Source organism: Dysgonomonas sp. Shenzhen-Wh21 (assembly GCF_043392705.1).
GTDB lineage: Bacteria > Bacteroidota > Bacteroidia > Bacteroidales > Dysgonomonadaceae > Dysgonomonas.
Genome location: NZ_JAIXHZ010000125.1, coordinates 1 through 21,914 on the forward strand (window position 1 = coordinate 1; position 21,914 = coordinate 21,914).

The following is a 21,914-nucleotide window of genomic DNA, read 5'->3' on the forward strand; positions in this document are numbered from 1 at the left end:
CTGAATTTGTTCGCTTTTAGTGGAATTACTTTTCCTCTATAATAGCAAGAAATGGATTCTATAATTATAAACTACTATGTAGCTTTGTAGAATAAAAAACCAAAACTATGCTTAATCAAGAATCATTAGATTTCAATCGCATCAAAAAGGCAATAGAATATATTAGTGAAAACTACAAATATCAGCCTAGTTTGGATAAGATTTCGGAACATATCCACCTTAGTCCCTTCCATTTTCAGCGATTATTCAAAGAATGGGCAGGAGTAAGCCCTAAACGCTTCTTACAATATATAAGTATACAACATGCAAAACAGATCTTAAGAGAAACACAAGCAACATTATTCGATACGGCATTCGAAGTCGGCTTATCAGGGACGAGCAGGTTGCATGATCTATTCATAAATATAGAAGGAATGACTCCCGCTGAATACAAAAATGAGGGAAGCTATCTTACTATAAACTATAGCTTTGCACTCAGTCCATTTGGAGAAATAATTGTGGCTTCAACCCCAAAAGGAATTTGCCACATGTCATTTGCAGAAGACCATCAAGAAGCAATTAAAAACCTCACAAGTATTTTTCCTAAAGCAAATTATCAGAATTCAACAGATGAGATCCAAAAGAATGCAATACGCATATTTAATCTGGATTGGGAGAGTCTTGATAAAATAAAATTACACATCAAAGGTTCTGATTTTCAGCTTAAAGTGTGGCAAGCCTTACTAAATATACCGATGGGGCAATTATCATCATACCAGAATATTGCTAATCTCATAAATAGCCCTAAAGCTAGTCGGGCTGTGGGAAATGCAGTGGGACAAAACCCGGTAGCATATCTCATCCCTTGCCATCGAATAATACAGTCTACAGGGGCTCTGGGAGACTATCATTGGGGACACATCCGCAAGACATCTATGATCGGGTGGGAAGCTGCTAAAGTATATCAATAGTAATATAGTGGATTATACAAATAATTATTAACCTCAACTTGTGTTAGTAATAAATGAAGCAACTTAGGTATATTTGCAAATTAATCTCTAATTTTAAAGTCCATATCTAATTATGCGACTCTATTTTATGAAACATGAGGATATTAATACAAAGAGTAAGTAAAGCATCAGTTACAATCAACGGCAGTATAAAATCAGCAATAAATCAAGGGCTTCTTATCCTTGTCGGTATAGAAAATTCAGATAATAAGGAAGATATAGAGTGGCTCTGCAACAAGGCTGTAAACCTCAGGATATTTGATGATAAGGAAGGTGTAATGAATTTATCAATAAAAGATATCAATGGCGAAATACTTGTAGTATCGCAATTTACCTTGCATGCTTCCACTAAAAAAGGAAATCGTCCGTCTTATATATATGCAGCCAAACCCGAAATTGCTGTACCTTTGTACGAAGAATTTTGTACCGTTTTGGGCAACAAGCTAGGTAAACCGGTACAAACAGGCGAATTTGGAGCAGATATGAAGGTAGAACTCACAAATGACGGTCCTGTAACTATATGGATCGACTCGAAAGTAAAAGAATAACATGACAATAAAAGAAGCACAACAGGAGGTAGACCAATGGATAAAAACCGTGGGCGTACGCTATTTCAGCGAACTAACCAACATGGCTATCCTCACCGAAGAAGTGGGCGAATTAGCCCGCATCATGGCGCGTACATACGGCGATCAATCTTTCAAGAAGTCTGATCTGAACAAAGATCTTGGTGACGAAATGGCCGATGTACTGTGGGTACTTATCTGCCTCGCAAATCAAACAGGGATAGATCTCACAGACGCCCTAAAAAAGAATATTGAAAAAAAGACTAACAGAGATAAAGACAGGCATATAAACAACGAAAAATTGAAATAGAATGGCAGAAGTAGATAAATACAGAGATACTCTAAAAAAATATAAAACAGACATTAAGGATACTGATATCACTCAGAAAGTGAATGAGATAATCAGTAAGAAATTCGATCAGAATAATACCAAAGAGGTATATAAAAGGATATATTCGTGCATAGATCTCACATCATTGAATACAACAGATACGCGCGAAGAAATCTGGAATTTTACAGAAACAGTAAACGACTTCGAAGGGTCAAGCGATGTAGACAATGTAGCAGCAATATGCGTTTTCCCGAACTTTGTAGAAACAGTAAAAGAAGCTTTAACGGCAAATGTAAATATAGCCGCGGTAGCAGGTGGATTCCCGTCATCTCAAACATTTACAGAAGTTAAAATAGCAGAAACAGGACTTGCTGTTGCAAGTGGAGCCGATGAAATAGATATTGTACTCAATCTAGGATACTTCCTGGAAGAAAACTACGAAGATGTTTGTGAAGAAATAGACGAAATAAAGAACGCATGCCGTGAAGCAAAGCTAAAGGTAATACTTGAAACAGGAGCACTAAAAAGCGCTAAGAATATAATGAAAGCCTCTATCCTCGCATTATACTCAGGTGCTGATTTTATAAAAACTTCAACAGGAAAAGTATATGAAGGTGCTACGCTCGAGGCAGCATACGTTATGTGTACTGCAATTAAAGAATATAACCAGAAAACAGGGAATAAAGCCGGATTTAAAGCTTCAGGAGGTATTTCTACAACAGAAGATGCTGTAAAGTACTATACCATAGTAAAAGAACTACTGGGCGATGAGTATCTGAATAAAGAATACTTCCGTATAGGAGCAAGCAAATTAGCGAACAACCTATTGGAAAGTATTAAGTAGGCCATACCTATCACCAGACACAGAAAAAAAGATCGGCACGAAAATCGTACCGATCTTTTATTTTCAGAATAAGATTCTGATAACTGTGAAAAGGTTCACAGTGAGCTATTTACTTTTTCAGTTCAGCTTTTGCTGCTTTCACGTTACCTTTAGCTTCTTCCTTTTTTGCTTTCACTTCTGTCTTAGCTGCTTTCTTTTCTGTTTTTGCAGTTTCTTTAGCTTCTTTCACTTCAGTTTTAGCTGCTTGTTTGGCTTCCTTAACTTCTGTTTTAGGGGCTTTTTTTGCTTGATTAGCTGTTTTTACATCTTGAGCCATTACACTGGTAGAGGCGATTAATGCGATAGCCATGATACCTGAAAGAATAATCTTTTTCATAAATAATACTTAATTAAAAGTGTTAAACTATACTGTTTAAATACGCAACAAATGTATGCTGGTTTTTGAATTAACACAGGTTAAACCGCGTTAAAAAAAAAGCCACTTTGTGTAAGTATTACTAAAGAATATTTTCTTCGTTTAAAAGGTATACAAATGCACTGTTTACAAAATAAAAATAGATACTGTATCAATCAAAAAACCTAAAAAAAACTTAATTTAACATATAATTAGATCAAAATGTCAGAATTCACTATCAAAAGTAAAAACAGCAGCCTATAAAAGTCCGACAAAGCATTACCTAATCGCCTGTCTTACACGATCAATAAAGGATTTTCGCATCTCGTCAGTTCCTTTTGATGTTCCTTCACAGCTCAACCAAACACTGTTACGGATACCAACCGGCTTGAGCATATCTCCAATAAGGCCATTTTCGATCGTATTTTTAAAGTTAGGGCTCGGATGCTCAGACGTAGTAATAATAAGGGATTGCTCTATGTCTAAAAGAGCATTGAAGCCTCCTTCGTAATTAAAAGCAAAATCTTTCAATAGCACTTTGTCAAAAAAACCTTTCAAAATAGCAGGCATAGTATTCCACCAATTGGGGAAAATAAATATCATTTTGTCAGATTTTTTTATCGCTTGCTGATATCTAAGAATTAATGGATCAAGTACTTTTCCTTTGTTATATACAGACAATTCATCTTCTGTAAACACCGGATTAAAGCTATCTTTATGAAGATCTAATACCTCATAAGCCACATTATTATTATCATACTCGTCAATAATTGCATCCAATATTGCTTTATTAAAACTACCATGCCAAGGATGAGCAAAAACGATTGTTACCATATCTTTTTATTTATATAATTCAAATTTATGCCGTAACCAAAACTTCAATACCAAGACCAAGCCCCTCCACACGGTCTCCTATCTTTCTTAAATCTTCCACAGGCACTTTTTCAAGGTTTTTTTCAGGGGTTTCTCTATCGATAGTATAAATCATTACCTCACGAGGCTTTGTGGCTCTAACAGCCTCTAACCAAGCCGAAACTTCATCTTCCGTCGTATTATCCACCACCCTACCCTTATGACTACCTCTTACAAACATTGTTTGTATAATAAAATTGCCTTCGAAGCGTTTAAAAAGCTCTATCTGCTTTTCTATACTATACTCAGGCGAATTAGGACGATCTATCAACCGCACTGTATCAATACATGCCGAGTCAAGCTTAAGTATGTTATTATCTACCTTCTTGAGTGCATTAAATACCTTCTCCTTTCCGGCATGCATAGCATTCGAAAGGACACTGATTTTAGTTTGAGGGTAATACTTGTCCCGAAGTTCGATTGTATCATCAATAATTTCAGCAAATTGAGGATGTATCGTTGGTTCTCCATTTCCGGCAAAAGTGATTACGTCCAATGCTATTCCATCTTTTTGGAGATGCACCAATTTGTCTTCCAGAGCAGCTTTAACATTCTCACGACTAGGCAATTTAGTCTTTGTCCTGAAATTTTCATTATACCCACATTCACAATAGATACAATCGAATGAGCACAACTTACCATCGTACGGAAGTAAATTCATACCCAAAGATGATCCCAAACGGCGGCTATGTATAGGACCAAACACTATTTCATGAAACAGTATAGTTGACATATTATTATATTTCTAAACTCTAATTTTTAATAATATACAAAGTTACTGCTTTATCACTTTCTGCAATATAAACACATCTATTTTCGGTTCTACAATCTCAGAGTTTTAACAGAAATAGAATATACAGCGAGAATAAAGACCTAAAAATTAACAAATTCCATTTTTTGTTCCACATGAAACGAAGCACAACAATATTTTACTTCAAAAGGTGACAAACAGAAACATACATAACAAACAGATTTAATAGATATTAAATATAAAAAGGTGACAAAAGTGACACTTATTTGGCTATTTTATTTTGTCACTTTACATTCTCCTTCATATAATTTATAATAATTGATCTCTCCTTCGTCAGCATGACAAGAAGATCGAGATAAATAGATAATTTTTTGAGAATAAAACAGAAGAGAAACTTTGTTTTACTTAGCGGGGCATTTTATTCAACATGAAAAAACAGGAATCTACAGAATTAGATAATCCAATTTACGCCATACATTATCAGTACATAGCGCACAAACTTACCGGCAAACATGGTTGCATTTACGATATAGACATTGGCACGCATAAAGCCTAAGGCAAGGGCTATAATATCACCTACAACGGGCAGAAAACTAAAAAATGCCATTGCTGCACCTTTCCCTTCCAACCATCGCTGCATTTTATCTATTTTATCTTTCTTTACTTTCAGGTATTTCTCTATCCATTCTACCTTTCCGAGATGTCCTAAATAGTAATTAGTCATTCCTCCTAACCAGTTTCCCACAGAGGCGATAAGAACGCACGACCAACCGTTAAGACCGGCTGCAATCAGACCAACAAAAACGACTTCGGAACCGAAAGGTAATATAGTAGCCGCAAGAAAGGATGCTAAAAGCAGACCTATGTAGCCATACTCTACAAATCCGTCAAGCATATTTCAACTTATAGAATATGTATATTCCAAAACCAACAGCAAATACACACAGTCCTATCCCGAGTTTTTTTACCCACGACTCAGTTTTGAGGCTTTCTTCGTCGTATTTTGCTTTACGCATCAAAGAGCGTGGGCTCGATATCATTATAATACCGAAAATAAACATAAAGACAGGATATAAGAGATCTAGATAAATAAAATTACGCATATTCGTTATTATTTAAGATGTTTGTCCTTTCTTCTTTGAAGAAAAATATATGAACACAGCACAAATATACTTAGAATAGTAATATAAAAACTTAGTTTTTGTACCAAAGTTCCTTTATAGTAAGCCTCTACCCTACCCGACCGATCGATAGGGATCTGTACAAGACCTTGGCTACTTTCTGTAACAGGAATACTTACTCCGTCGAGAGACACAGCATATCCTTTATAGTAAATGAGAGGTAATTCGATACTATCTTTTACATTGGTTTTTATATCAAACCGGGTAATATAATCAAATCGTTCAAAGTTATATACTTCTATTTCCTTTAGCTGAGACGTCACGCTATCTCCACGTTGTAGGATAAATGGATCAGGATACGGCATTCTTGAAGGATAATATTCCATTCCCGCCATTGTATAATGAGTGGTTTCGTTCAAATAATCTTTATCGGATAAACGAGCCTCTACCTTTATTTCTTTATACGTTGAAGCATCAATTACAATAACAACCGAAGTTAAAACGACCAATAATGAAAACGCCACAAGCTGAATATTCTTTTTTTTACACAGCAAGTATATGTAATAAGCTCCTGCCACAGAAAAGAAGAAAACAACAAACTCGTATAGCCTCCACGGGAACTGTATCAGACTCAGATAAGACAAAGGGAAGCGTGTCCAGGGTGTTAAAGTGGATGTGAGAACAATATAAAACAACCCGATAAGAACCCCTATATCGATACTTCTTATATATTTATTTTGTTCCTTATTTACTCTCACAAAAAAGCGCAAGCATAACGGAGCAAGGAGCAACAACCCTATCCCTGTAGATTTCTGACCGAGCGTAAAACCTTCAAGTGAACCTTTCAAGATCGTCAACCAATCGAGCCTGCTCTGAGCTGTAGTGTAAGGCGAGTATTTAAACTTCTGAAAGTAAAACGTATCGGATAAGAGTTGTTCAAAAAACGGAAACAAATAATAGCTCGTCAAAACGATTGTAACCACGCCTGCCAAAATCAAATAGTATATACGCTTGGGCTCTTTTATCATATCTCTATAATAAACAACAAGTATGATACTTACTGTAATAAACAACAGCAAAGAGGAAAGGACATGCGTAAAAATCATCAGAGAAAATCCAATGGTAATAACGTACCACTTCCGATAATCACCCTTAATGATATAAAAAAGTCCTAGAAAAACAATCGGCAGAAAAGTAAATGAAAAGGCTTCGCCCCATGCTCCTCTATAATATAAATCGAGCAAACGATATAAGCAAAAAGTATACAGTATCGAGCTCACAGATGCCACATACACACCCTTATAAACTCTAAGAACAAAAATGTACATAAAAGTTCCGCACATCATTGTCATAGAAAAATAAAGGAACCAATAGGCAAAATCCTTACTCGTCAAATTAGCTAATAGAGCGTATGGAATGAGAATAAAATCGGAATAAAATGTTTTTACAAGGTAGCCATAGCCATAAAGCCCCTGATAGTCTATATAGGAAGGAAATGTTCCATCTTTCAATCCTTGCATTAAGGCCTCGAAGCGAGCATTGTGAAAGTAATAGTCATCACCACCCAAAAACTGAGTTCCGTATGCAAAAGAACAGAAAACAGAAAGAAATAATAAAACAGAGAAGAAAATCCAAAAGTGATATTTCTTATCTGCTATAAGGCTATCCAGCTTCATTTTCTCTTCTTTTCTGTAAAAATATAAAAATACACAAGCTCAATATGCTCAAAACTGTTATACACAGGCTTATTCTCTGTATAATAGTTCCCCCATAATATACTTCTACCCTACCCGATTGATTACCCGATAATTGAACTAATCCATTATCACTTTCCGAAACAGGAATAGCCTTCCCATCAAAGCTGGCGGTATAACCTTTATAGTAAATCAAAGGCAATTCCAGAGCTTCACCATTGGTTGCATTCAGGTTAAAAGCCGTTACTCTTCCTAACCGTTTAAAGTCAGATATCTGCATCCCTCCATAATCTGACTTCACACTGTCCCCTCTCTGATAAAGATATTCTACAGAAGGTACTCTATCGGGAATATATTCCAGTCCTCCTAGATGATAATCATTCGAAATATCTGCACTCTGAGTAACAGGTCGCCCACAACGGTAGTTTTTGTATGATTGCGCATCGTTTACAAGCACCAAAGCTATTCCGGCGACAACCATTATCCCCCCAGCCAAAAATCGCTTATTCGTCTTTAAAATTCGCGACAAGTAATATCCCCCTGCCACTGCAAAAAAGAAACACGAAAACTCAAGCAAACGCCATGGCAGCTGAATAAAGTTCAACAAGCTGAAAGGAAATACCGACCATGGAAATATCGGCAGACAAGCGATAATATAGATAAAGCCTACAATAACGCCGATATCAAGACTCCTTAATTCTTTCGATTTTTCATATACAAACAACCGCAAAATGATACCAAATGTAAGCAAGAGACCTACACCGGGAATAAGAGCTTGCTCCGGGATAATAATCCCGACAAACATTCCCCAAATAATCCAATGCAGTCCGAGTGCAGAATCCTGAGCTTTAGACATCAATCCCCTGCTCTCATAATAAAACGTATTGGAAAGCATTTGCTCCATCATCGGGAAAATATAGTAAGCGGTTACAATCAAAGTTGCAACACCAGCCAAAACAAGATATTTTATACGTTTAGGCTCTCTTAGCAATGATTTATAGTAAATCCCTAAAAAGATAAGTATAGTCACAAACATCAGAACCGATGATATAAGGTGCGTAAATATCATCAGGCTAAAACCTATAGCCAAAACGTACCATTTCTTATAATCACCCCTGATAATATGATACAATCCCAAAAAGACAATAGGTACAAAAGTAAAAGACAAGGCCTCTCCTATTGCAGCCCTGTGATATATATCAAGCAACCTATAAGCAGCAAACGTGTACAACAGTCCTGCTATTGCAGCAGCGTACGAACTTTTATAAATGGTATTGACTGTTATGTAAGTGAATACACCACACAAAATAGTCATGGTAAATATCATAAACTGATATGCAAACGCAGCATCGGTAAGATTACCAATCAAAGCAAAAGGTATAAGTATAAAGTCGGGGTAGAAAGCCTTTGTAAGATAGCCATAACCATCGATGGCACTATAGTCGAGATAAATAAGCCACGGACTATCTTTCAGACCATCCATCAATGCCTGTAGCCTTCTGTAGTGAAAAAAGAAATCCTGCCCCGGACATAAGGGCTGATAAAAATACATCATCAACAAAGACAGAAAAACCAACAAAGCAAAAAATACCAAAAACTGATACCTTTTGCTTTGTATTATTTTGTCTAAAAGATTATTCATAAACCAAGTAAATTTGGGTAAAGATAATCAGAAAGATTTATTTCACTATTTTATATATCTAAATTGTCATTGTGAGTAAAAACGAAGAACCTCTTTATTCTTAAACTTTAATGTGCCTCCAACCAGTTCTTCCCTTTTCCGCAATCGGCTCTTAGTGGAACAGCCAGTTTATATGCATTTTCCATTTCTTCAATTACTATCTTCTGAACTTTATCAAGTTCATTTTCAAGAACATTAAAATTCAACTCGTCATGTACTTGAAGAATCATCTTCGATTTGATATTCTCTTTTTCGAAACGCTTAAAAATATTATTCATCGCCACTTTTATGATGTCAGCCGCACTTCCCTGTATGGGTGCATTTATAGCATTTCGCTCGGCATAACCACGTACAGTAGCATTACGAGAGTTGATATCAGGCAAGTATCTTTTTCGTCCAAAAACAGTTTCTACATAAGTTTTCTCACGTGCATCGGTTATACATTTATCCATATATTCTTTCACCTTCGGATAGGTCTCAAAATAACCGTCAATAAGTTCTTTGGCTTCTCCTCTTGGAATAGTAAGACGTTCGGCCAATCCAAAAACAGAAATACCGTATATGATACCAAAGTTGGCTGTCTTTGCCTTGCGACGCATGTCGCTTGTCACTTCATCTATCTTCAATTTATAAATCTTAGCGGCTGTAGCAGCGTGTATGTCTTCCCCACTATTGAAAGCTTCTACCATCGATGGGTCTTGGCTAAGATGTGCCATAATACGAAGCTCGATCTGAGAGTAGTCGGCAGAGAAAAACAAGCATCCCTCGTCGGCAATAAATGATTTTCGAATCTCTCTTCCCTGTGCATCGCGTATAGGAATATTCTGAAGATTGGGATTCGTAGAGCTCAGTCTTCCGGTAGCTGTAACTGTCTGGTTAAATGATGTGTGTATCTTTCCATCTTTGGGGTCAACAAGCAGCGGAAGTGCATCAATATAAGTACTCAGAAGTTTTTTAAGACCTCTGTATTCTAATATTTTATTTACAATCGGATGCGTATCTTTGATACTCTCCAATGTTTCTTCACTAGTTACATATTGTCCCGTTTTAGTCTTTTTGGGCTTGTCTACAATCTTTAATTTGTCGAAAAGCACCTCTCCTACCTGCTTAGCCGAATTTATATTAAATTCTGTTTCTCCAAGCTTATATATCTCCGATTCGATATTCTGCAATTCTATGGTAAGAGTCTTTGAATACTCTCCTAAAGCAACCGTATCCAGTCTTACACCGATAAATTCCATGTCTGCAAGAACATAGATAAGAGGTAACTCTATTTCGTAAAATAATTTACTTAAATCCTGTTTCTCAATCGCCTTTTCGAGTATGCTTTTCAGTTTCAATGTAACATCCGCATCCTCACATGCATAATCACTAATCTGATTAGGACGTAGAGAACGCATATTCAACTGATTTTTACCCTTAGCCCCTATCAGCTCATCAATATGTATTGTTCTGTATTTCAGATATGTTTCTGCCATATAATCCATATTGTGTCTCAACTCAGGATTGATAAGGTAATGAGCAATCATTGTATCAAACAATTTGCCTCGTACATGAATATCATATTTTTTGAGAACAATAATATCGTATTTTATATTCTGTCCTATTTTCAGTATCTTCTCATTTTCAAAAAACGGACGGAATTTATCTATCAGTTTCTTCGCTTCGTCAAAGTCGGCAGGAACGGGAACATAATAAGCTTCTCCCTCTTTGAAGGCAAAGGACATCCCTACCAGTTCGCTCACTATAGGGTCGAGACCTGTAGTCTCGGTATCGAAACAGCAAGATTCTTGATTAGAAAGAGTACTTATCAGTTCTAAAATCTCTTTCTCTTCCTCCACAAGATGATAAGAGTGAGGTATATCTTTCAGCTCCTGTAAGGCGGAGTAGTTAACGGTTGCATTATCTGAAGAAGAGTCTACAGGCGGCAATAATTCGGCAAATAAATCGCCCTGTATAGCTTCATGCGTTGTAGTATTCCTCACAGGGTGTGATGGGATACCATCAGTCTTTAGAACCCTGCTGATAAGTGTTCTGAACTCAAGCTCTTCAAAAATAGCACTTATTTTTTCAGCGTTTATTTCTCTACGAGCAAATTCATCTTTGTTGAAATCGACAGGTACATCGGTCTTGATAGTAGCCAGAAATTTTGAAAATATAATTTGCTCTTTATTATCTTCCAATCGTTGTTTTAATGCTCCTTTAATCTCCGATGTATGTTCAAGGAGGTTTTCGATAGTTCCGTATTCCTCTAACAGCTTCTGAGCAGTTTTAGGACCTACACCGGGACATCCGGGTATATTATCGGAAGCATCACCCATAAGACCGAGTAAATCGATCATCTGGTCGGGAGAAGATAGCTCATATTTCTCCATGATGGCTTTAGCATCTAACACATCAAATCCCGATCCTGCAAACTTTGGTTTGTACATGAATATATGATCGGATGTAAGCTGACCATAATCCTTATCGGGAGTCATCATATAAACATCTATATTCTCCTTTTCTGCTTTCTTCGCAATAGTACCAATTACATCATCAGCCTCATAATAAGGAACTTCCAACTCTTTGATATTATAAGCTGCAATAATCTCCTTGATAATAGGAACAGCTGCCCTTATATCTTCAGGAGTCTCCTGACGCTGCGCTTTATATTTCTCATAAGCATCATGACGGAACGTTCCTCCCGGAGGATCGAATGCGACGGCAATATGTGTCGGGTTTTCTTTGCGAAGAAGTTCCTCTAATGTATTTACAAAACCAAACACAGCAGATGTGTTCTGACCCTTAGAGTTAACCCTCGGATTCTTTATAAATGCATAGTAAGAACGGTATATGAGCGCATATGCGTCTAATAGGAATAATTTCATTGGGGAATATATTTATATTATAAAACAGTGGAAAGTTAAGGAAAAACTGATGAACTACAAAAGAGACAAATTAAAATAGATAATCAATCTTCACCGTAAGATCCTCTATCCGTAACCGAGCGGAAAGAAAAAAATAAACAGCTTTACTTATTCATATTCTTATTTACAAAAAAGTAAAAAAACAGAGTAATAGAACCAAATATCAAGGACTATTTGAGGATACTAACTATTAAAAAAGAATTCAAAAACATTAAAATGCAATTATTCTTTAAAAAATTCCTTATATGTATGTAAAGTTACGCATATATAATGCTTAAAGCCGAAATATTCTTAAATTTGCAACTCAACAAAACAAGATATGGATAAAAAGCTTTTAATAGCTAAACCTGTAGCGGAGGAATTAAAAATATTCAATACTTATTACAAAGATTCTGTTTTTTGCAATAATGTAAGGATTCAGGAAATTATAGATCACATTATGAAATCGGATGGTAAAAGAATCCGTCCCATTTTACTGCTTTTGGCTGCTAAAGCCTGTGGCGAGATCAATAATATTACTTACAATGCTGCTATCACTGTAGAACTTTTGCATACAGCTTCGCTTATACACGATGATGTTGTAGATGAATCAAAAATAAGAAGGGGAAAGGCTTCATTGAACGCTATTTATGATAATAAAATGGCTGTTCTGGCAGGTGATTACTTCTTGTCTACTGCTCTTATCAAGAGTGTGTTGACAGGAAACATAGAAATCATATCCAACATATCTGATTTAGGGCGCGATTTGGCCGAAGGAGAACTTAATCAGCTTTCGCTGGTGAAAGAACTGATCATTGACGAAGATGAGTATTTTCAGGTAATAAAGAAAAAGACCGCCTCTCTGATGTCGGTATGCATGCGTATAGGCACAATATCTGTAAGTGCTTCGGAAGAAGAAATAGAAAAATTTACCCGCTTGGGAGAATTATTTGGATTGTGTTTTCAATTACGTGATGATATTTTCGATTATTTTACCGATGCTATTGGCAAGCCAACAGGAAATGATATCCGTGAAGGGAAAATAACTTTACCTCTTCTGTATGCTATTAAAAATGCTTCGGAAGAAGAAAAAAAGGAAATACTATCTATCGTATATTCTTATAACTATACGGACGAAAATATTCAGCATCTGATCAACTATGCCAAAGAGCATGGAGGAATAGATTATGCATACAGGAAGATAGAAGAGTTTAAGGAACAAGCCGAGAAAATTATAGAAACTATTCCTGATTCTGATGTGCGTGAAGCACTCGAAGCTACAGTAGATTATATTATAAAAAGAGTATATTAATAAAAGAGCAACTTTAAGGAAGTTGCTCTTTTACTTATTGGATAGGAATATAAATCTCCGTTTTCAATTTATCCGGAGTTGTACGATCCGGATTATTTAAATATTTCTCAAACCCCTGATCGATCCGTAGTTCATATCCATTATCAGGAACCCATCTAAATATAGTGTCAAACACAGAGGACAAATTATTATAAGGTCCAATATAAGTAAAGACTAAAAATTTACCCCCTAAAACGTTTTTTACGCCTATTTCTCCTTTTGGTGACACTTCCTTATGGATTACAAGACAAACGTCTGTTATGAGCTTATCCGAATCCGTTACATGAGGGTCGTCATGAGACATAGTAAGATGTTCGATGCCTGCGGTAAACAGTTTATTTTCTTTTACAAAAGACCATAGTTTACTATATGCACTTCCGTAATCAAGAGTACGATAATCACCCTGAAGACGCACGTATATAGCTTTTTTGGAGTCAAGCTCTACTCTTTTTGGATTTTTGAGTTGTATATCAGAAGATACTTGCAATGGTTTCATAATTTTATAACTTTTGTTATTTCTATAATCTGATGGTGAAATATTATAGTACTGGCGAAAAACTTTTGTAAGAGAAGAAGGGGTATTATATCCTACATTATATGCAATATCTTGTACCGAAAGATTGGAATATCTTAATAAACGAGCTGCAGTCTCGATGCGCATTCTTACAACAAATGCTCCTACAGATTCTCCAATTATAGCTTTAAAAATACGATGAAAATGAAATTCCGAAAAATTTGATATCTCTGCTAATTCTTTCAAATCCATTTCATCATTCAAATGATTGCCTATGTATTCGATAATGATATTAATACGTTTCGCATAATCTTCTCTGGTTGATATTTTCTGCTTCATACTTATAACTTTCTGTTACAAAATTATATATAGTGCAATATAGTTACTTTTCCAAACTTGCTATTTATTGAAAACTAACAAAAAGAGAGCATCATTCAGATGCTCTCTCTTCTTTATTATATTTTTATAGACTATTTAAGCCATTAAACTTTTTAGCTTTTCTGTATCAGTAAAATCAGCTATCACACCGTATGTATAGTCTTTCAGGAAATCGACAGATAAGGTTGTGGATACACCTATTACACGCATAAATGCATAAGTAGCAGCTTTGATACCGGTAAATGCATCTTCGAATACGATACACTCCCCCGATTGTACTCCAAGATTTGTCTTAGCCAATACATATCCCATCGGGTCTGGTTTCCCTTTCTTTATACTATCTGATGTAATTATTGTATCGAAAGTATCGCCTAAAGACAACTGGTCTAATACAACCTTTACTTTACTGGAAGGAGAACTGGTAACAAGACCTATTTTATAACCTTCATCTTTAAGGTATTTGATAAAATCAAGAACGCCTGGAATAACCGTTTCTTTATAATCGATGGCTTGTTCCATTTTCGAACATGCATCTCTTATAGCTTGTTTTTCTTCGAGAGTTGAAATCGTAAAATAAAGTTCAATGATAGAACTCAATGTCATTCCCTTTATTACGTCGGAAAAGTTATTAATTTTCAACTCATTCTCTTGTGCTATCTTACTCCAAAACTCATCATAAGCGTGCTCTGTGTCTACGACAACACCATCTAAACCAAACAGTACGGTTGTTATTTTACTTTTTGCCATTTTATTTTATTAATACTATTAGCTAATAATAAAAACTGAACAAAGTAAGATAATTTTATTGGGAATCCTGCTATATATCATCATAAAATAAAAACGGAAACATGATGATGTCCCCGTTTTTAAGATATCGTAGCCTATAATTTCTTATTTATATTCCTTCTTATATTTGGCTTCAAGTTTGTCTGCTCTTTTGCCACTTTCGGGATGAGTAGAAAACAATTGTTTAGCCTTGCTTTTGTCTACACCTGCATCGTCAGACAATTTTTGAATAATGCGTAAAGCTGTTACCATTCCCATCGGATCTTTACCACTCTTTTTCAAGAATTCATAACCATAATCGTCAGCGGCATACTCTGCCTTTTGAGAAAATTGAGCACCGGCAAGAGCTTCTCCAAGTTCTCCCAACTGAGAATCGGTCAGTGCAGCTGCTACATCGCCAGTAGATCCTACTGCATCTTTGAGTGCAGAAGTAAGTAATGCTTTTTTGAATGCTTCCTTAGAATCCTTATTAACGATATGACCTACTTCATGACCTATTATTCCCAATATTTCGTCATCTGTCATCAATTCCATTAAGCCCGCAAATACACGTATACTTCCGTTTGCACAAGCAAAAGCATTCTGATCTACAACATAATAAGCCTGAATATCAAGCTTTACATCTGAAGGCATTGTTGCTTTTATTTTTTCGAGACGGTCTGCTACAGCTTTCATCCCGGGATCAGAATCGGTTGTTTTACAAACCGGGTTATGAGCATCCATCCAGTCAATATATTCCTGGCAATAGGTAGCTATTTGTTCGTCGGTAAGTGTTAATGCCTTTGCTGTTTTAGTAGCTGCGTCAAGATGCTTTTTATTAATCTTTAGTCCTCCCAGCTGCGCATTTGCAGTATGAGAACATATTAAAATTAGTGTTAAGGCAATTAGTAGTTTTTTCATAAAAATAAATGTTAATGATTAGTATTTTAAAATATTAGCTTTTCTCTAAATGTAATATGGGATAACCTTTTCCCTCTCCATCATATTCGTCTCTGCCCACTTCTTTAAATCCTAAATGATAATAAAAATCCAAGGCTTGTGTATTTTGTTCGTTTACATCCACTTTTCGTGCATTCAATGTGTTTACAGCATAATCCATCAAGATTTTGCCTATACCCTCTCCCCTACTTTCATTCTCTACAAAAAGCATTTCTATGCTATTATCACTTATACCTAAAAATCCTTTTATAATGCCCTTCTGATTTCTATAAACATATAGAGAAACATGATGAAAATAGATAGGAATATGAGTTTTATAAAATTCAAAATCTTCGTCTGATAAAAAATCATGAGTAGCCTTTACAGCACTCTCCCAAATATCTATTAATACAGGGTAATCTTTTTTGTCAGCTGAACTAATCATAGTGTAAATTATTTAGGTTAAACTTTAGTCTATATCAAGAATATTTCCGTTTTCAAAGGTATTAAAAGATATGATTCTAGAAAAATCAGAAAGTTTTAATTCTTTATTTTCACACATCATATAACACACCGGTACTTTTCCATAAAATGAAGCCCATTGCGAGAATGAACTTGGAGGACCTATTATATAATCACTTTTAGACAAAGCATATAGATCTTTTTCTGAGGATGATTGGGGTATGACAAAACAATCTAATTCCGGAAAATTATGAAGGTTTATCTTTTCATTAGAACAAATCAAAAATTTAACCTTCTCTCCTTTCTCTAAAAGCTGTTTTTCTAAATTTCTCATCGCTTGAGAATAAGCTTCGTCAGAGAAATAGTATATCCCATCGAGCCACTCTTTATAATCTCCTCTACGTATATGTACGCCAACTATGGTAGCTTTTTCTTGAGAAGATAGAAAGTCGTTTACAGCAATCACTACATCTTTTTTGAAATCAAATAAAGGACGTATATTATCCGACTGCTCTATTACTATTTCTCTATTTCCAAGACGATTAGACCAGCCCTCTATCAAATTAAGATTAAATAATTTTCTGAATATATTAGATCTTCCGTTTTGTATATATCCTCTTGCTTTAAGCGAAAGGAATACTCTTTGTAGAAGTTTTTTGGACTTAAAACGTATAAGTTTATTTCTGTTCAGATTGGAAAAAGCAGGTAAATATTCATCGAAATTTATAACCAATACTTTCTCTTCGTACTTCAATCCATAAGCTATAGATGGAATAAGAGACCATATTCTGTTACACAACTGACCCGGAGAATCGTAGTTAATAATCATAAGAATATTAGTGAGAATTTGTAAAGTTATAAATTAAAGAAATATAGAGGCGATTATAAAATAAAATTGTTGCTAATATCAATCATGACACTATATCACATAAGTAGTATAATAGCATGAATATTAGCAACAATGATAAAAATATTATAAATGCCTAAGATTTATACATTAAATCTGAAATGCATTATATCACCATCCTGAACGATGTATTCTTTTCCTTCTACATTCATTTTACCGGCTTCCTTCACGGCAGCTTCCGAACCCAATGTTATAAAATCATTGTATTTTATAACTTCGGCACGAATAAATCCTTTTTCAAAGTCGGTATGTATAACGCCTGCACACTGAGGAGCTTTCCATCCTGAAGTGAATGTCCAAGCACGTACTTCCTGAACTCCGGCTGTAAAATATGTTTGTAATCCGAGAAGCTTGTAAGCCGATTTAATCAGTCTTGCTACTCCCGATTCTTTAAGTCCAATTTCTTCAAGAAACATTTGACGCTCTTCGTAAGATTCAAATTCAGCTATTTCAGACTCTATTTTCGCAGCTACAATAAGAATTTCAGCATCTTCATCCTTTACAGATTCACGTATTTGCTCTACATAGTTGTTTCCCGAAACAGCACTGGCTTCATCTACATTGCATACATAAAGCACAGGTTTGTATGTAAGAAGATAAAGCTCTTTCGCTATTTTTTCATCCTCTTTATTATCAAATTTAACAGTACGGGCCGACTTACCTTGCTCAAGCGCTTCTTTGAACTGAACCAAGATATCATAAGCACGTTTAGCTTCTTTATCCCCTCCTGTTTTCGCTTGTTTCTCTACTTTCTGAATACGGGATTGTACTGTTTCCAAATCTTTGAGTTGGAGCTCTATATCTATAATTTCTTTATCTCTCACAGGATTTATACTTCCATCCACATGAGTGATATTATCATCATCGAAACAACGAAGCACATGAATAATAGCATCTGTTTCACGTATATTAGCAAGGAATTTATTACCAAGCCCCTCCCCTTTGCTAGCTCCTTTAACGAGCCCGGCTATATCTACTATTTCTACTGTTGTAGGCAAAATACGATTGGGTTTAACCAATTCCGCTAATTTATTTAATCTTTCGTCCGGAACGGTTATTACTCCTACATTTGGTTCTATTGTACAAAAAGGAAAATTTGCCGATTGTGCTTTTGCGTTCGATAAACAGTTGAAAAGAGTAGACTTACCCACATTAGGAAGTCCTACAATACCACATTGTAATGCCATTATTTTATATAAATTATTTTTTCAGGGTACAAAGGTAGTGAAAAATCAATGACATACAGTTTTTTGATTTTACGAAGTAAAGATCTCCGTAAATAATTATATAAATAACATATGATAAGGATCTTTATCCAATATTTTCTTATAATAATTCCTGAGATTATTTATCTGGGTATCATTGGCCGATTCAGTTACATTTATATCCCTAAGTCGGATTCTATTTTTAAATTTAATAGGTAGATAGTGTGACGAATATTCAGTTTTAACATATTTGTTTCCTTTCAGATGTGCCATAACATTCAACCAAACATCATCTGCATAAAAACATAATTCTCTTAATAAATCAATATTAAAGACATCCTTATGCAAAGAATGAGGAGGATAAAGTACTCCTCCTACACCTGTAGGGAATATATCAATAGAAGGTGACTTCGCATCATTTATCATTTTCCATTCATTATACTTTGCCAGATTTCTATCATTAATCTTTACTTCCCATCCGCGACAACAACAAATAGTTTGAGGATATTTTTCAGATAACTCGATGAGATGTTGTGTTATATATGAATTATATAAAATGTCATCATCAACAGTTATAATAATATCATCAGGAAATTCCTGCATAGCATAATAATATTTTGTATGTGCCTTCAGGTTTTCATCACAAAACCTTATTTCGAGTCCTCTATCCTGTAGACGAAGTAAGTTTTTTGGTAATTCTGATAACGAGGAAAACTGTTCTTTAGATAACCATAATAAAATTTTGTCAGGTTTTAATTCCTGTCTCATGATAGATTCTATCACAAGCCATACTCTATTTATACGTGGAGGAAAAGAAGTCAACGAAACTATAATACGATTACTTGCTTTATCCGATTTTTTCAATTTATATTCATCCTTATTTGCTGTTATTCTGAAATAGATTGGGACAAACAAATTGACAAAATAGAGGGTCGGAATACGTAGAAACGGATATAAGAAATATCTGGATAAAGGATTATGTTTTATATGTATAAATGTATATAAAGTATCAAAGAAATTAATCATTTTTGGTTTCCTTTTATTTTTAAAAACCAAGTTTATAATAATTGTACTGATCATTAAAACAATATCTACATATAGGCATATTTAATCGATAAATACTTCTATACAAACAAAAAAGAGCATCCTTTATAGGGATACTCTCCAGATAATTAAGAATAAAAATACCTTATTTTATTACTCTATCTATTACCTTTTTAGCTGTAGCTTCCATTATCTTATAACCTTCTTCATTAGGATGTACTCCATCAGTACCTAAATTGCTTTTCAAAGCATTATTTTCGTCACACATCACCGAAAAATAATCTATATATGAAAATCCTTTTTCCTTAGCATAAGCTTTTATTTTCGCATTAAGAGACATTATTTTTTGAGGCACATCTTTTATCTCTTTTCTCCAAGGATATTCGCCTGCAGGTGTTACAGATGATAATATCACTTTTATGCCGTTAGCATCAGCCAGTTCAGCCATCGACATGATATTTCCTAAAGTAAATTCTTCATTATATGGTCCTGTATTTTGAGCAACATCATTTGTACCTATATTTATCAATACTGCAACCGGCTTAAGATTAAGTACATCCTGACGAAAACGGGATAACAATTGCGGGCTGGTTTGTCCACTTATTCCACGACCTACATAATTGTTTGATTTAAAAAAATCAGGGTGTGCATTAGGCCATCCATCAGTAATAGAATTTCCTATAAATACAACTCTCTTTTCACCTTTGGCAGGTGCAGGCAATGCAGCATTCGCTTCGGCATACCTATCGAGATTTATAAGTTTATTAAATTCCTGTGCGCGAGAGAATAATCCAAAAAAGGAAAAAAAGGACATAATTAAAATTACTTTTTTCATGATAAATAAGTATTTATATTTCAAAAATTGAATGAATATCCTATGCTATAGAAAAGATTATTACCATAAGGTGAATACTCGTCCTGTACTACATCGTATTGTATCATGGCTATCATATTCATGTACCGCAAACCTCCTCCTATAAGAACAGACGGTACAAATTTATTAGTTTTATATTTATTTCCACTATTTTCTATAGTTTCCCATACACGGCTGGCTTCAGGCTGAAGGCTTATCACAAGAAAATCAACAGGATAAAAACGTCCAAAAACATTAAAACTTACATAATGCCTGCTCCATTTAACATCGTAATTTTTCTCTCTGAAATAGTTATATCCTAATCCTACCCCGGCAGTAAAATATTTAGAAAAATTATAACCAACCTGAGGAGAAATACCCACAGCTGTATAATTCCCGAATTGTAAATTCATATTACCTCCGAAAGTAAGTTTAGAAGGATCAAAACCGGAACCGGATTTATAACTTCCTCCATATTGCGAATAAGCAAGACCGGTACTTAATATTAAAGACAGAATCAAAATTAATTTTTTCATATCATTCGTTTTTATCATTTTTATTCAGAATATTATCAATAGCCTTTTGTACCAAAGGTTCCATTATTTTTTTATACCCTTCTTCGTTAGGATGCAATCCATCAAGCGAATAACTATTTATCATTCCGTTTTCACTATCGCGCATAGGAGTATTCAAATCTAAATAGTAATAACCTTTCTCTGCAGCATAAATTTTTATATGTTCATTCAGTTTATCTATTTTCTCTGGTACATCTTTAATTGGTTCCCATCCATGACCTTTGCATGGCAGAAGAGAAACCAATATTACTTTTATGCCATTCATATCAGCTAATTCGACCATCGATTTTATATTATCCATCGTAAACACAGGATCGTACTCACCTGTTTTCTCGGCTATATCATTTATACCTGCATTTATAACAACAACTTTAGGATACAATTCTATAACATCTTGCCTAAAACGTAAAAGCATCAATGAACTTGTTTGTCCACCCTTTCCCCTGCATACATAATTATTATCTACAAAGAATTTGTATCGTAGATGTACCCAATTTTCGGTGATAGAATTCCCTATAAACACGACCCTATTTTCATTAACTTCAGGTATTTTCAATTGACTATTAGCCCACGCATAAGCATTTAGTTTAAAAATATCGTTATTCAATCTGTCTTTGTATAAGCGATATCCTACGTATGGTATCAATATCAAATTTAGTAATACAGATATTACAAAAATGGTATAAATAAATTTCTTTTTCATATCAATTATAAATGATCTGATTATTTTCCCGATTGCACCAATTGGAG

Annotated in this window: 24 protein-coding genes; 6 read left to right on the forward strand and 18 right to left on the reverse strand. The window is 34.8% G+C overall.

Annotated elements, in window-relative coordinates; all coding sequences use genetic code 11:
* The first annotated feature begins 107 nt into the window (after positions 1 to 107).
* The 4 genes from LDB17_RS08075 (at position 108) to deoC (ending at position 2,730) form a co-directional block, all read left to right on the forward strand.
* Entirely contained in the window at positions 108 to 950 is an 843-nt protein-coding gene (locus LDB17_RS08075; RefSeq protein ID WP_252637843.1) for a methylated-DNA--[protein]-cysteine S-methyltransferase, read from the forward strand.
* A 134-nt stretch (positions 951 to 1,084) separates the two neighbouring features.
* Positions 1,085 to 1,537 carry a D-aminoacyl-tRNA deacylase gene (dtd, locus tag LDB17_RS08080; protein ID WP_252637844.1) on the forward strand — a complete coding sequence of 151 codons (453 nt, stop codon included), beginning with the start codon at positions 1,085 to 1,087 and terminating at the stop codon, positions 1,535 to 1,537.
* A 1-nt stretch (position 1,538) separates the two neighbouring features.
* Positions 1,539 to 1,865 (forward strand): nucleotide pyrophosphohydrolase, encoded by a 327-nt coding sequence (locus LDB17_RS08085; protein ID WP_006841611.1) that lies wholly within the window; start codon positions 1,539 to 1,541, stop codon positions 1,863 to 1,865.
* Position 1,866: 1 nt separating this feature from the next.
* Entirely contained in the window at positions 1,867 to 2,730 is an 864-nt protein-coding gene (gene deoC / locus LDB17_RS08090; protein ID WP_252637845.1) for a deoxyribose-phosphate aldolase, read from the forward strand.
* Between the two features lie 109 nt (positions 2,731 to 2,839).
* Here deoC and LDB17_RS08095 read toward each other — a convergent pair whose 3' ends face one another.
* From LDB17_RS08095 to polA, 8 genes are all read right to left on the reverse strand, one after another.
* The gene (locus tag LDB17_RS08095; RefSeq protein WP_006841609.1) at positions 2,840 to 3,106 is read right to left on the reverse strand and encodes a hypothetical protein; all 267 of its coding nucleotides are present in this window, start codon (positions 3,104 to 3,106) and stop codon (positions 2,840 to 2,842) included.
* A 297-nt stretch (positions 3,107 to 3,403) separates the two neighbouring features.
* Complete coding sequence (locus LDB17_RS08100) at positions 3,404 to 3,958, reverse strand: NAD(P)H-dependent oxidoreductase (RefSeq protein WP_252637846.1); 555 nt, start codon at positions 3,956 to 3,958, stop codon at positions 3,404 to 3,406.
* Positions 3,959 to 3,983: 25 nt separating this feature from the next.
* Positions 3,984 to 4,769, reverse strand: a complete 786-nt coding sequence (locus LDB17_RS08105; RefSeq protein ID WP_252637847.1) for a radical SAM protein — start codon at positions 4,767 to 4,769, stop codon at positions 3,984 to 3,986.
* Positions 4,770 to 5,238: 469 nt separating this feature from the next.
* The gene (locus LDB17_RS08110) at positions 5,239 to 5,682 is read right to left on the reverse strand and encodes a YqaA family protein (RefSeq protein WP_252637848.1); all 444 of its coding nucleotides are present in this window, start codon (positions 5,680 to 5,682) and stop codon (positions 5,239 to 5,241) included.
* Positions 5,675 to 5,890, reverse strand: coding sequence for a hypothetical protein (locus LDB17_RS08115; protein ID WP_135105345.1), 216 nt, complete (start codon positions 5,888 to 5,890; stop codon positions 5,675 to 5,677). Before LDB17_RS08115 ends, LDB17_RS08110 begins: the two co-directional genes overlap by 8 nt.
* An 8-nt stretch (positions 5,891 to 5,898) precedes the next feature.
* A complete protein-coding gene (locus tag LDB17_RS08120) occupies positions 5,899 to 7,584 on the reverse strand; it encodes a hypothetical protein (protein ID WP_252637849.1) in 1,686 nt (561 codons plus the stop codon).
* Complete coding sequence (locus LDB17_RS08125) at positions 7,571 to 9,244, reverse strand: hypothetical protein (protein ID WP_252637850.1); 1,674 nt, start codon at positions 9,242 to 9,244, stop codon at positions 7,571 to 7,573. Before LDB17_RS08125 ends, LDB17_RS08120 begins: the two co-directional genes overlap by 14 nt.
* A gap of 107 nt (positions 9,245 to 9,351) precedes the next feature.
* The gene (gene polA / locus LDB17_RS08130; RefSeq protein ID WP_252637851.1) at positions 9,352 to 12,153 is read right to left on the reverse strand and encodes a DNA polymerase I; all 2,802 of its coding nucleotides are present in this window, start codon (positions 12,151 to 12,153) and stop codon (positions 9,352 to 9,354) included.
* Between the two features lie 358 nt (positions 12,154 to 12,511).
* On the opposite strand from polA, the gene LDB17_RS08135 reads away from it, so the two are divergent.
* Entirely contained in the window at positions 12,512 to 13,483 is a 972-nt protein-coding gene (locus LDB17_RS08135; RefSeq protein WP_252637852.1) for a polyprenyl synthetase family protein, read from the forward strand.
* A 34-nt stretch (positions 13,484 to 13,517) separates the two neighbouring features.
* Here the strand turns inward: LDB17_RS08135 and LDB17_RS08140 are convergent, their stop codons facing one another.
* The 7 genes from LDB17_RS08140 to LDB17_RS08170 all read right to left on the reverse strand — a co-directional run bounded on the left by LDB17_RS08140 (position 13,518) and on the right by LDB17_RS08170 (position 19,718).
* Positions 13,518 to 14,375 (reverse strand): GyrI-like domain-containing protein, encoded by an 858-nt coding sequence (locus LDB17_RS08140; RefSeq protein WP_252637853.1) that lies wholly within the window; start codon positions 14,373 to 14,375, stop codon positions 13,518 to 13,520.
* 135 nt (positions 14,376 to 14,510) lie between these two features.
* On the reverse strand, positions 14,511 to 15,161 hold the full coding sequence (locus LDB17_RS08145) for an HAD family phosphatase (RefSeq protein WP_252637854.1): 651 nt from the start codon (positions 15,159 to 15,161) through the stop codon (positions 14,511 to 14,513).
* Between the two features lie 144 nt (positions 15,162 to 15,305).
* A complete protein-coding gene (locus LDB17_RS08150) occupies positions 15,306 to 16,100 on the reverse strand; it encodes a M48 family metallopeptidase (protein WP_252637855.1) in 795 nt (264 codons plus the stop codon).
* 34 nt (positions 16,101 to 16,134) lie between these two features.
* Complete coding sequence (locus LDB17_RS08155) at positions 16,135 to 16,563, reverse strand: GNAT family N-acetyltransferase (protein WP_006841599.1); 429 nt, start codon at positions 16,561 to 16,563, stop codon at positions 16,135 to 16,137.
* A 24-nt stretch (positions 16,564 to 16,587) separates the two neighbouring features.
* The gene (locus LDB17_RS08160) at positions 16,588 to 17,409 is read right to left on the reverse strand and encodes an alpha-1,2-fucosyltransferase (RefSeq protein WP_252637856.1); all 822 of its coding nucleotides are present in this window, start codon (positions 17,407 to 17,409) and stop codon (positions 16,588 to 16,590) included.
* A gap of 161 nt (positions 17,410 to 17,570) precedes the next feature.
* Positions 17,571 to 18,674 (reverse strand): redox-regulated ATPase YchF, encoded by a 1,104-nt coding sequence (gene ychF / locus LDB17_RS08165; RefSeq protein WP_135105335.1) that lies wholly within the window; start codon positions 18,672 to 18,674, stop codon positions 17,571 to 17,573.
* Positions 18,675 to 18,770: 96 nt separating this feature from the next.
* Positions 18,771 to 19,718: a hypothetical protein gene (locus LDB17_RS08170; RefSeq protein WP_252637857.1), complete on the reverse strand. Its 948-nt coding sequence runs from the start codon at positions 19,716 to 19,718 to the stop codon at positions 18,771 to 18,773.
* On the opposite strand from LDB17_RS08170, the gene LDB17_RS08175 reads away from it, so the two are divergent.
* A complete protein-coding gene (locus tag LDB17_RS08175) occupies positions 19,710 to 19,775 on the forward strand; it encodes a fibronectin type II domain-containing protein (protein ID WP_353846906.1) in 66 nt (21 codons plus the stop codon). The two genes, LDB17_RS08170 and LDB17_RS08175, sit on opposite strands and share 9 nt — an antisense overlap.
* A 106-nt stretch (positions 19,776 to 19,881) precedes the next feature.
* Here LDB17_RS08175 and LDB17_RS08180 read toward each other — a convergent pair whose 3' ends face one another.
* From LDB17_RS08180 to LDB17_RS08190, 3 genes are read right to left on the reverse strand one after another with little or no spacing between them, the layout of a single operon-like run.
* Positions 19,882 to 20,571, reverse strand: a complete 690-nt coding sequence (locus LDB17_RS08180) for an SGNH/GDSL hydrolase family protein (protein ID WP_252637858.1) — start codon at positions 20,569 to 20,571, stop codon at positions 19,882 to 19,884.
* Positions 20,572 to 20,591: 20 nt separating this feature from the next.
* Complete coding sequence (locus LDB17_RS08185) at positions 20,592 to 21,125, reverse strand: hypothetical protein (RefSeq protein WP_252637859.1); 534 nt, start codon at positions 21,123 to 21,125, stop codon at positions 20,592 to 20,594.
* Between the two features lies 1 nt (position 21,126).
* Positions 21,127 to 21,867, reverse strand: a complete 741-nt coding sequence (locus tag LDB17_RS08190; RefSeq protein WP_252637860.1) for a GDSL-type esterase/lipase family protein — start codon at positions 21,865 to 21,867, stop codon at positions 21,127 to 21,129.
* Between the last annotated feature and the right edge of the window lie 47 nt (positions 21,868 to 21,914).

Excerpts from the sequence above, each read along its gene's own strand:
- LDB17_RS08075 (WP_252637843.1), top strand. The coding sequence starts at position 108 with ATGCTTAATCAAGAATCATTAGATTTCAATCGCATCAAAAAGGCAATA.
- dtd (WP_252637844.1), top strand. The coding sequence starts at position 1,085 with ATGAGGATATTAATACAAAGAGTAAGTAAAGCATCAGTTACAATCAAC.
- LDB17_RS08085 (WP_006841611.1), top strand. The coding sequence starts at position 1,539 with ATGACAATAAAAGAAGCACAACAGGAGGTAGACCAATGGATAAAAACC.
- deoC (WP_252637845.1), top strand. The coding sequence starts at position 1,867 with ATGGCAGAAGTAGATAAATACAGAGATACTCTAAAAAAATATAAAACA.
- LDB17_RS08095 (WP_006841609.1), bottom strand. The coding sequence starts at position 3,106 with ATGAAAAAGATTATTCTTTCAGGTATCATGGCTATCGCATTAATCGCC.
- LDB17_RS08100 (WP_252637846.1), bottom strand. The coding sequence starts at position 3,958 with ATGGTAACAATCGTTTTTGCTCATCCTTGGCATGGTAGTTTTAATAAA.
- LDB17_RS08105 (WP_252637847.1), bottom strand. The coding sequence starts at position 4,769 with ATGTCAACTATACTGTTTCATGAAATAGTGTTTGGTCCTATACATAGC.
- LDB17_RS08110 (WP_252637848.1), bottom strand. The coding sequence starts at position 5,682 with ATGCTTGACGGATTTGTAGAGTATGGCTACATAGGTCTGCTTTTAGCA.
- LDB17_RS08115 (WP_135105345.1), bottom strand. The coding sequence starts at position 5,890 with ATGCGTAATTTTATTTATCTAGATCTCTTATATCCTGTCTTTATGTTT.
- LDB17_RS08120 (WP_252637849.1), bottom strand. The coding sequence starts at position 7,584 with ATGAAGCTGGATAGCCTTATAGCAGATAAGAAATATCACTTTTGGATT.
- LDB17_RS08125 (WP_252637850.1), bottom strand. The coding sequence starts at position 9,244 with ATGAATAATCTTTTAGACAAAATAATACAAAGCAAAAGGTATCAGTTT.
- polA (WP_252637851.1), bottom strand. The coding sequence starts at position 12,153 with ATGAAATTATTCCTATTAGACGCATATGCGCTCATATACCGTTCTTAC.
- LDB17_RS08135 (WP_252637852.1), top strand. The coding sequence starts at position 12,512 with ATGGATAAAAAGCTTTTAATAGCTAAACCTGTAGCGGAGGAATTAAAA.
- LDB17_RS08140 (WP_252637853.1), bottom strand. The coding sequence starts at position 14,375 with ATGAAGCAGAAAATATCAACCAGAGAAGATTATGCGAAACGTATTAAT.
- LDB17_RS08145 (WP_252637854.1), bottom strand. The coding sequence starts at position 15,161 with ATGGCAAAAAGTAAAATAACAACCGTACTGTTTGGTTTAGATGGTGTT.
- LDB17_RS08150 (WP_252637855.1), bottom strand. The coding sequence starts at position 16,100 with ATGAAAAAACTACTAATTGCCTTAACACTAATTTTAATATGTTCTCAT.
- LDB17_RS08155 (WP_006841599.1), bottom strand. The coding sequence starts at position 16,563 with ATGATTAGTTCAGCTGACAAAAAAGATTACCCTGTATTAATAGATATT.
- LDB17_RS08160 (WP_252637856.1), bottom strand. The coding sequence starts at position 17,409 with ATGATTATTAACTACGATTCTCCGGGTCAGTTGTGTAACAGAATATGG.
- ychF (WP_135105335.1), bottom strand. The coding sequence starts at position 18,674 with ATGGCATTACAATGTGGTATTGTAGGACTTCCTAATGTGGGTAAGTCT.
- LDB17_RS08170 (WP_252637857.1), bottom strand. The coding sequence starts at position 19,718 with ATGATTAATTTCTTTGATACTTTATATACATTTATACATATAAAACAT.
- LDB17_RS08180 (WP_252637858.1), bottom strand. The coding sequence starts at position 20,571 with ATGAAAAAAGTAATTTTAATTATGTCCTTTTTTTCCTTTTTTGGATTA.
- LDB17_RS08185 (WP_252637859.1), bottom strand. The coding sequence starts at position 21,125 with ATGAAAAAATTAATTTTGATTCTGTCTTTAATATTAAGTACCGGTCTT.
- LDB17_RS08190 (WP_252637860.1), bottom strand. The coding sequence starts at position 21,867 with ATGAAAAAGAAATTTATTTATACCATTTTTGTAATATCTGTATTACTA.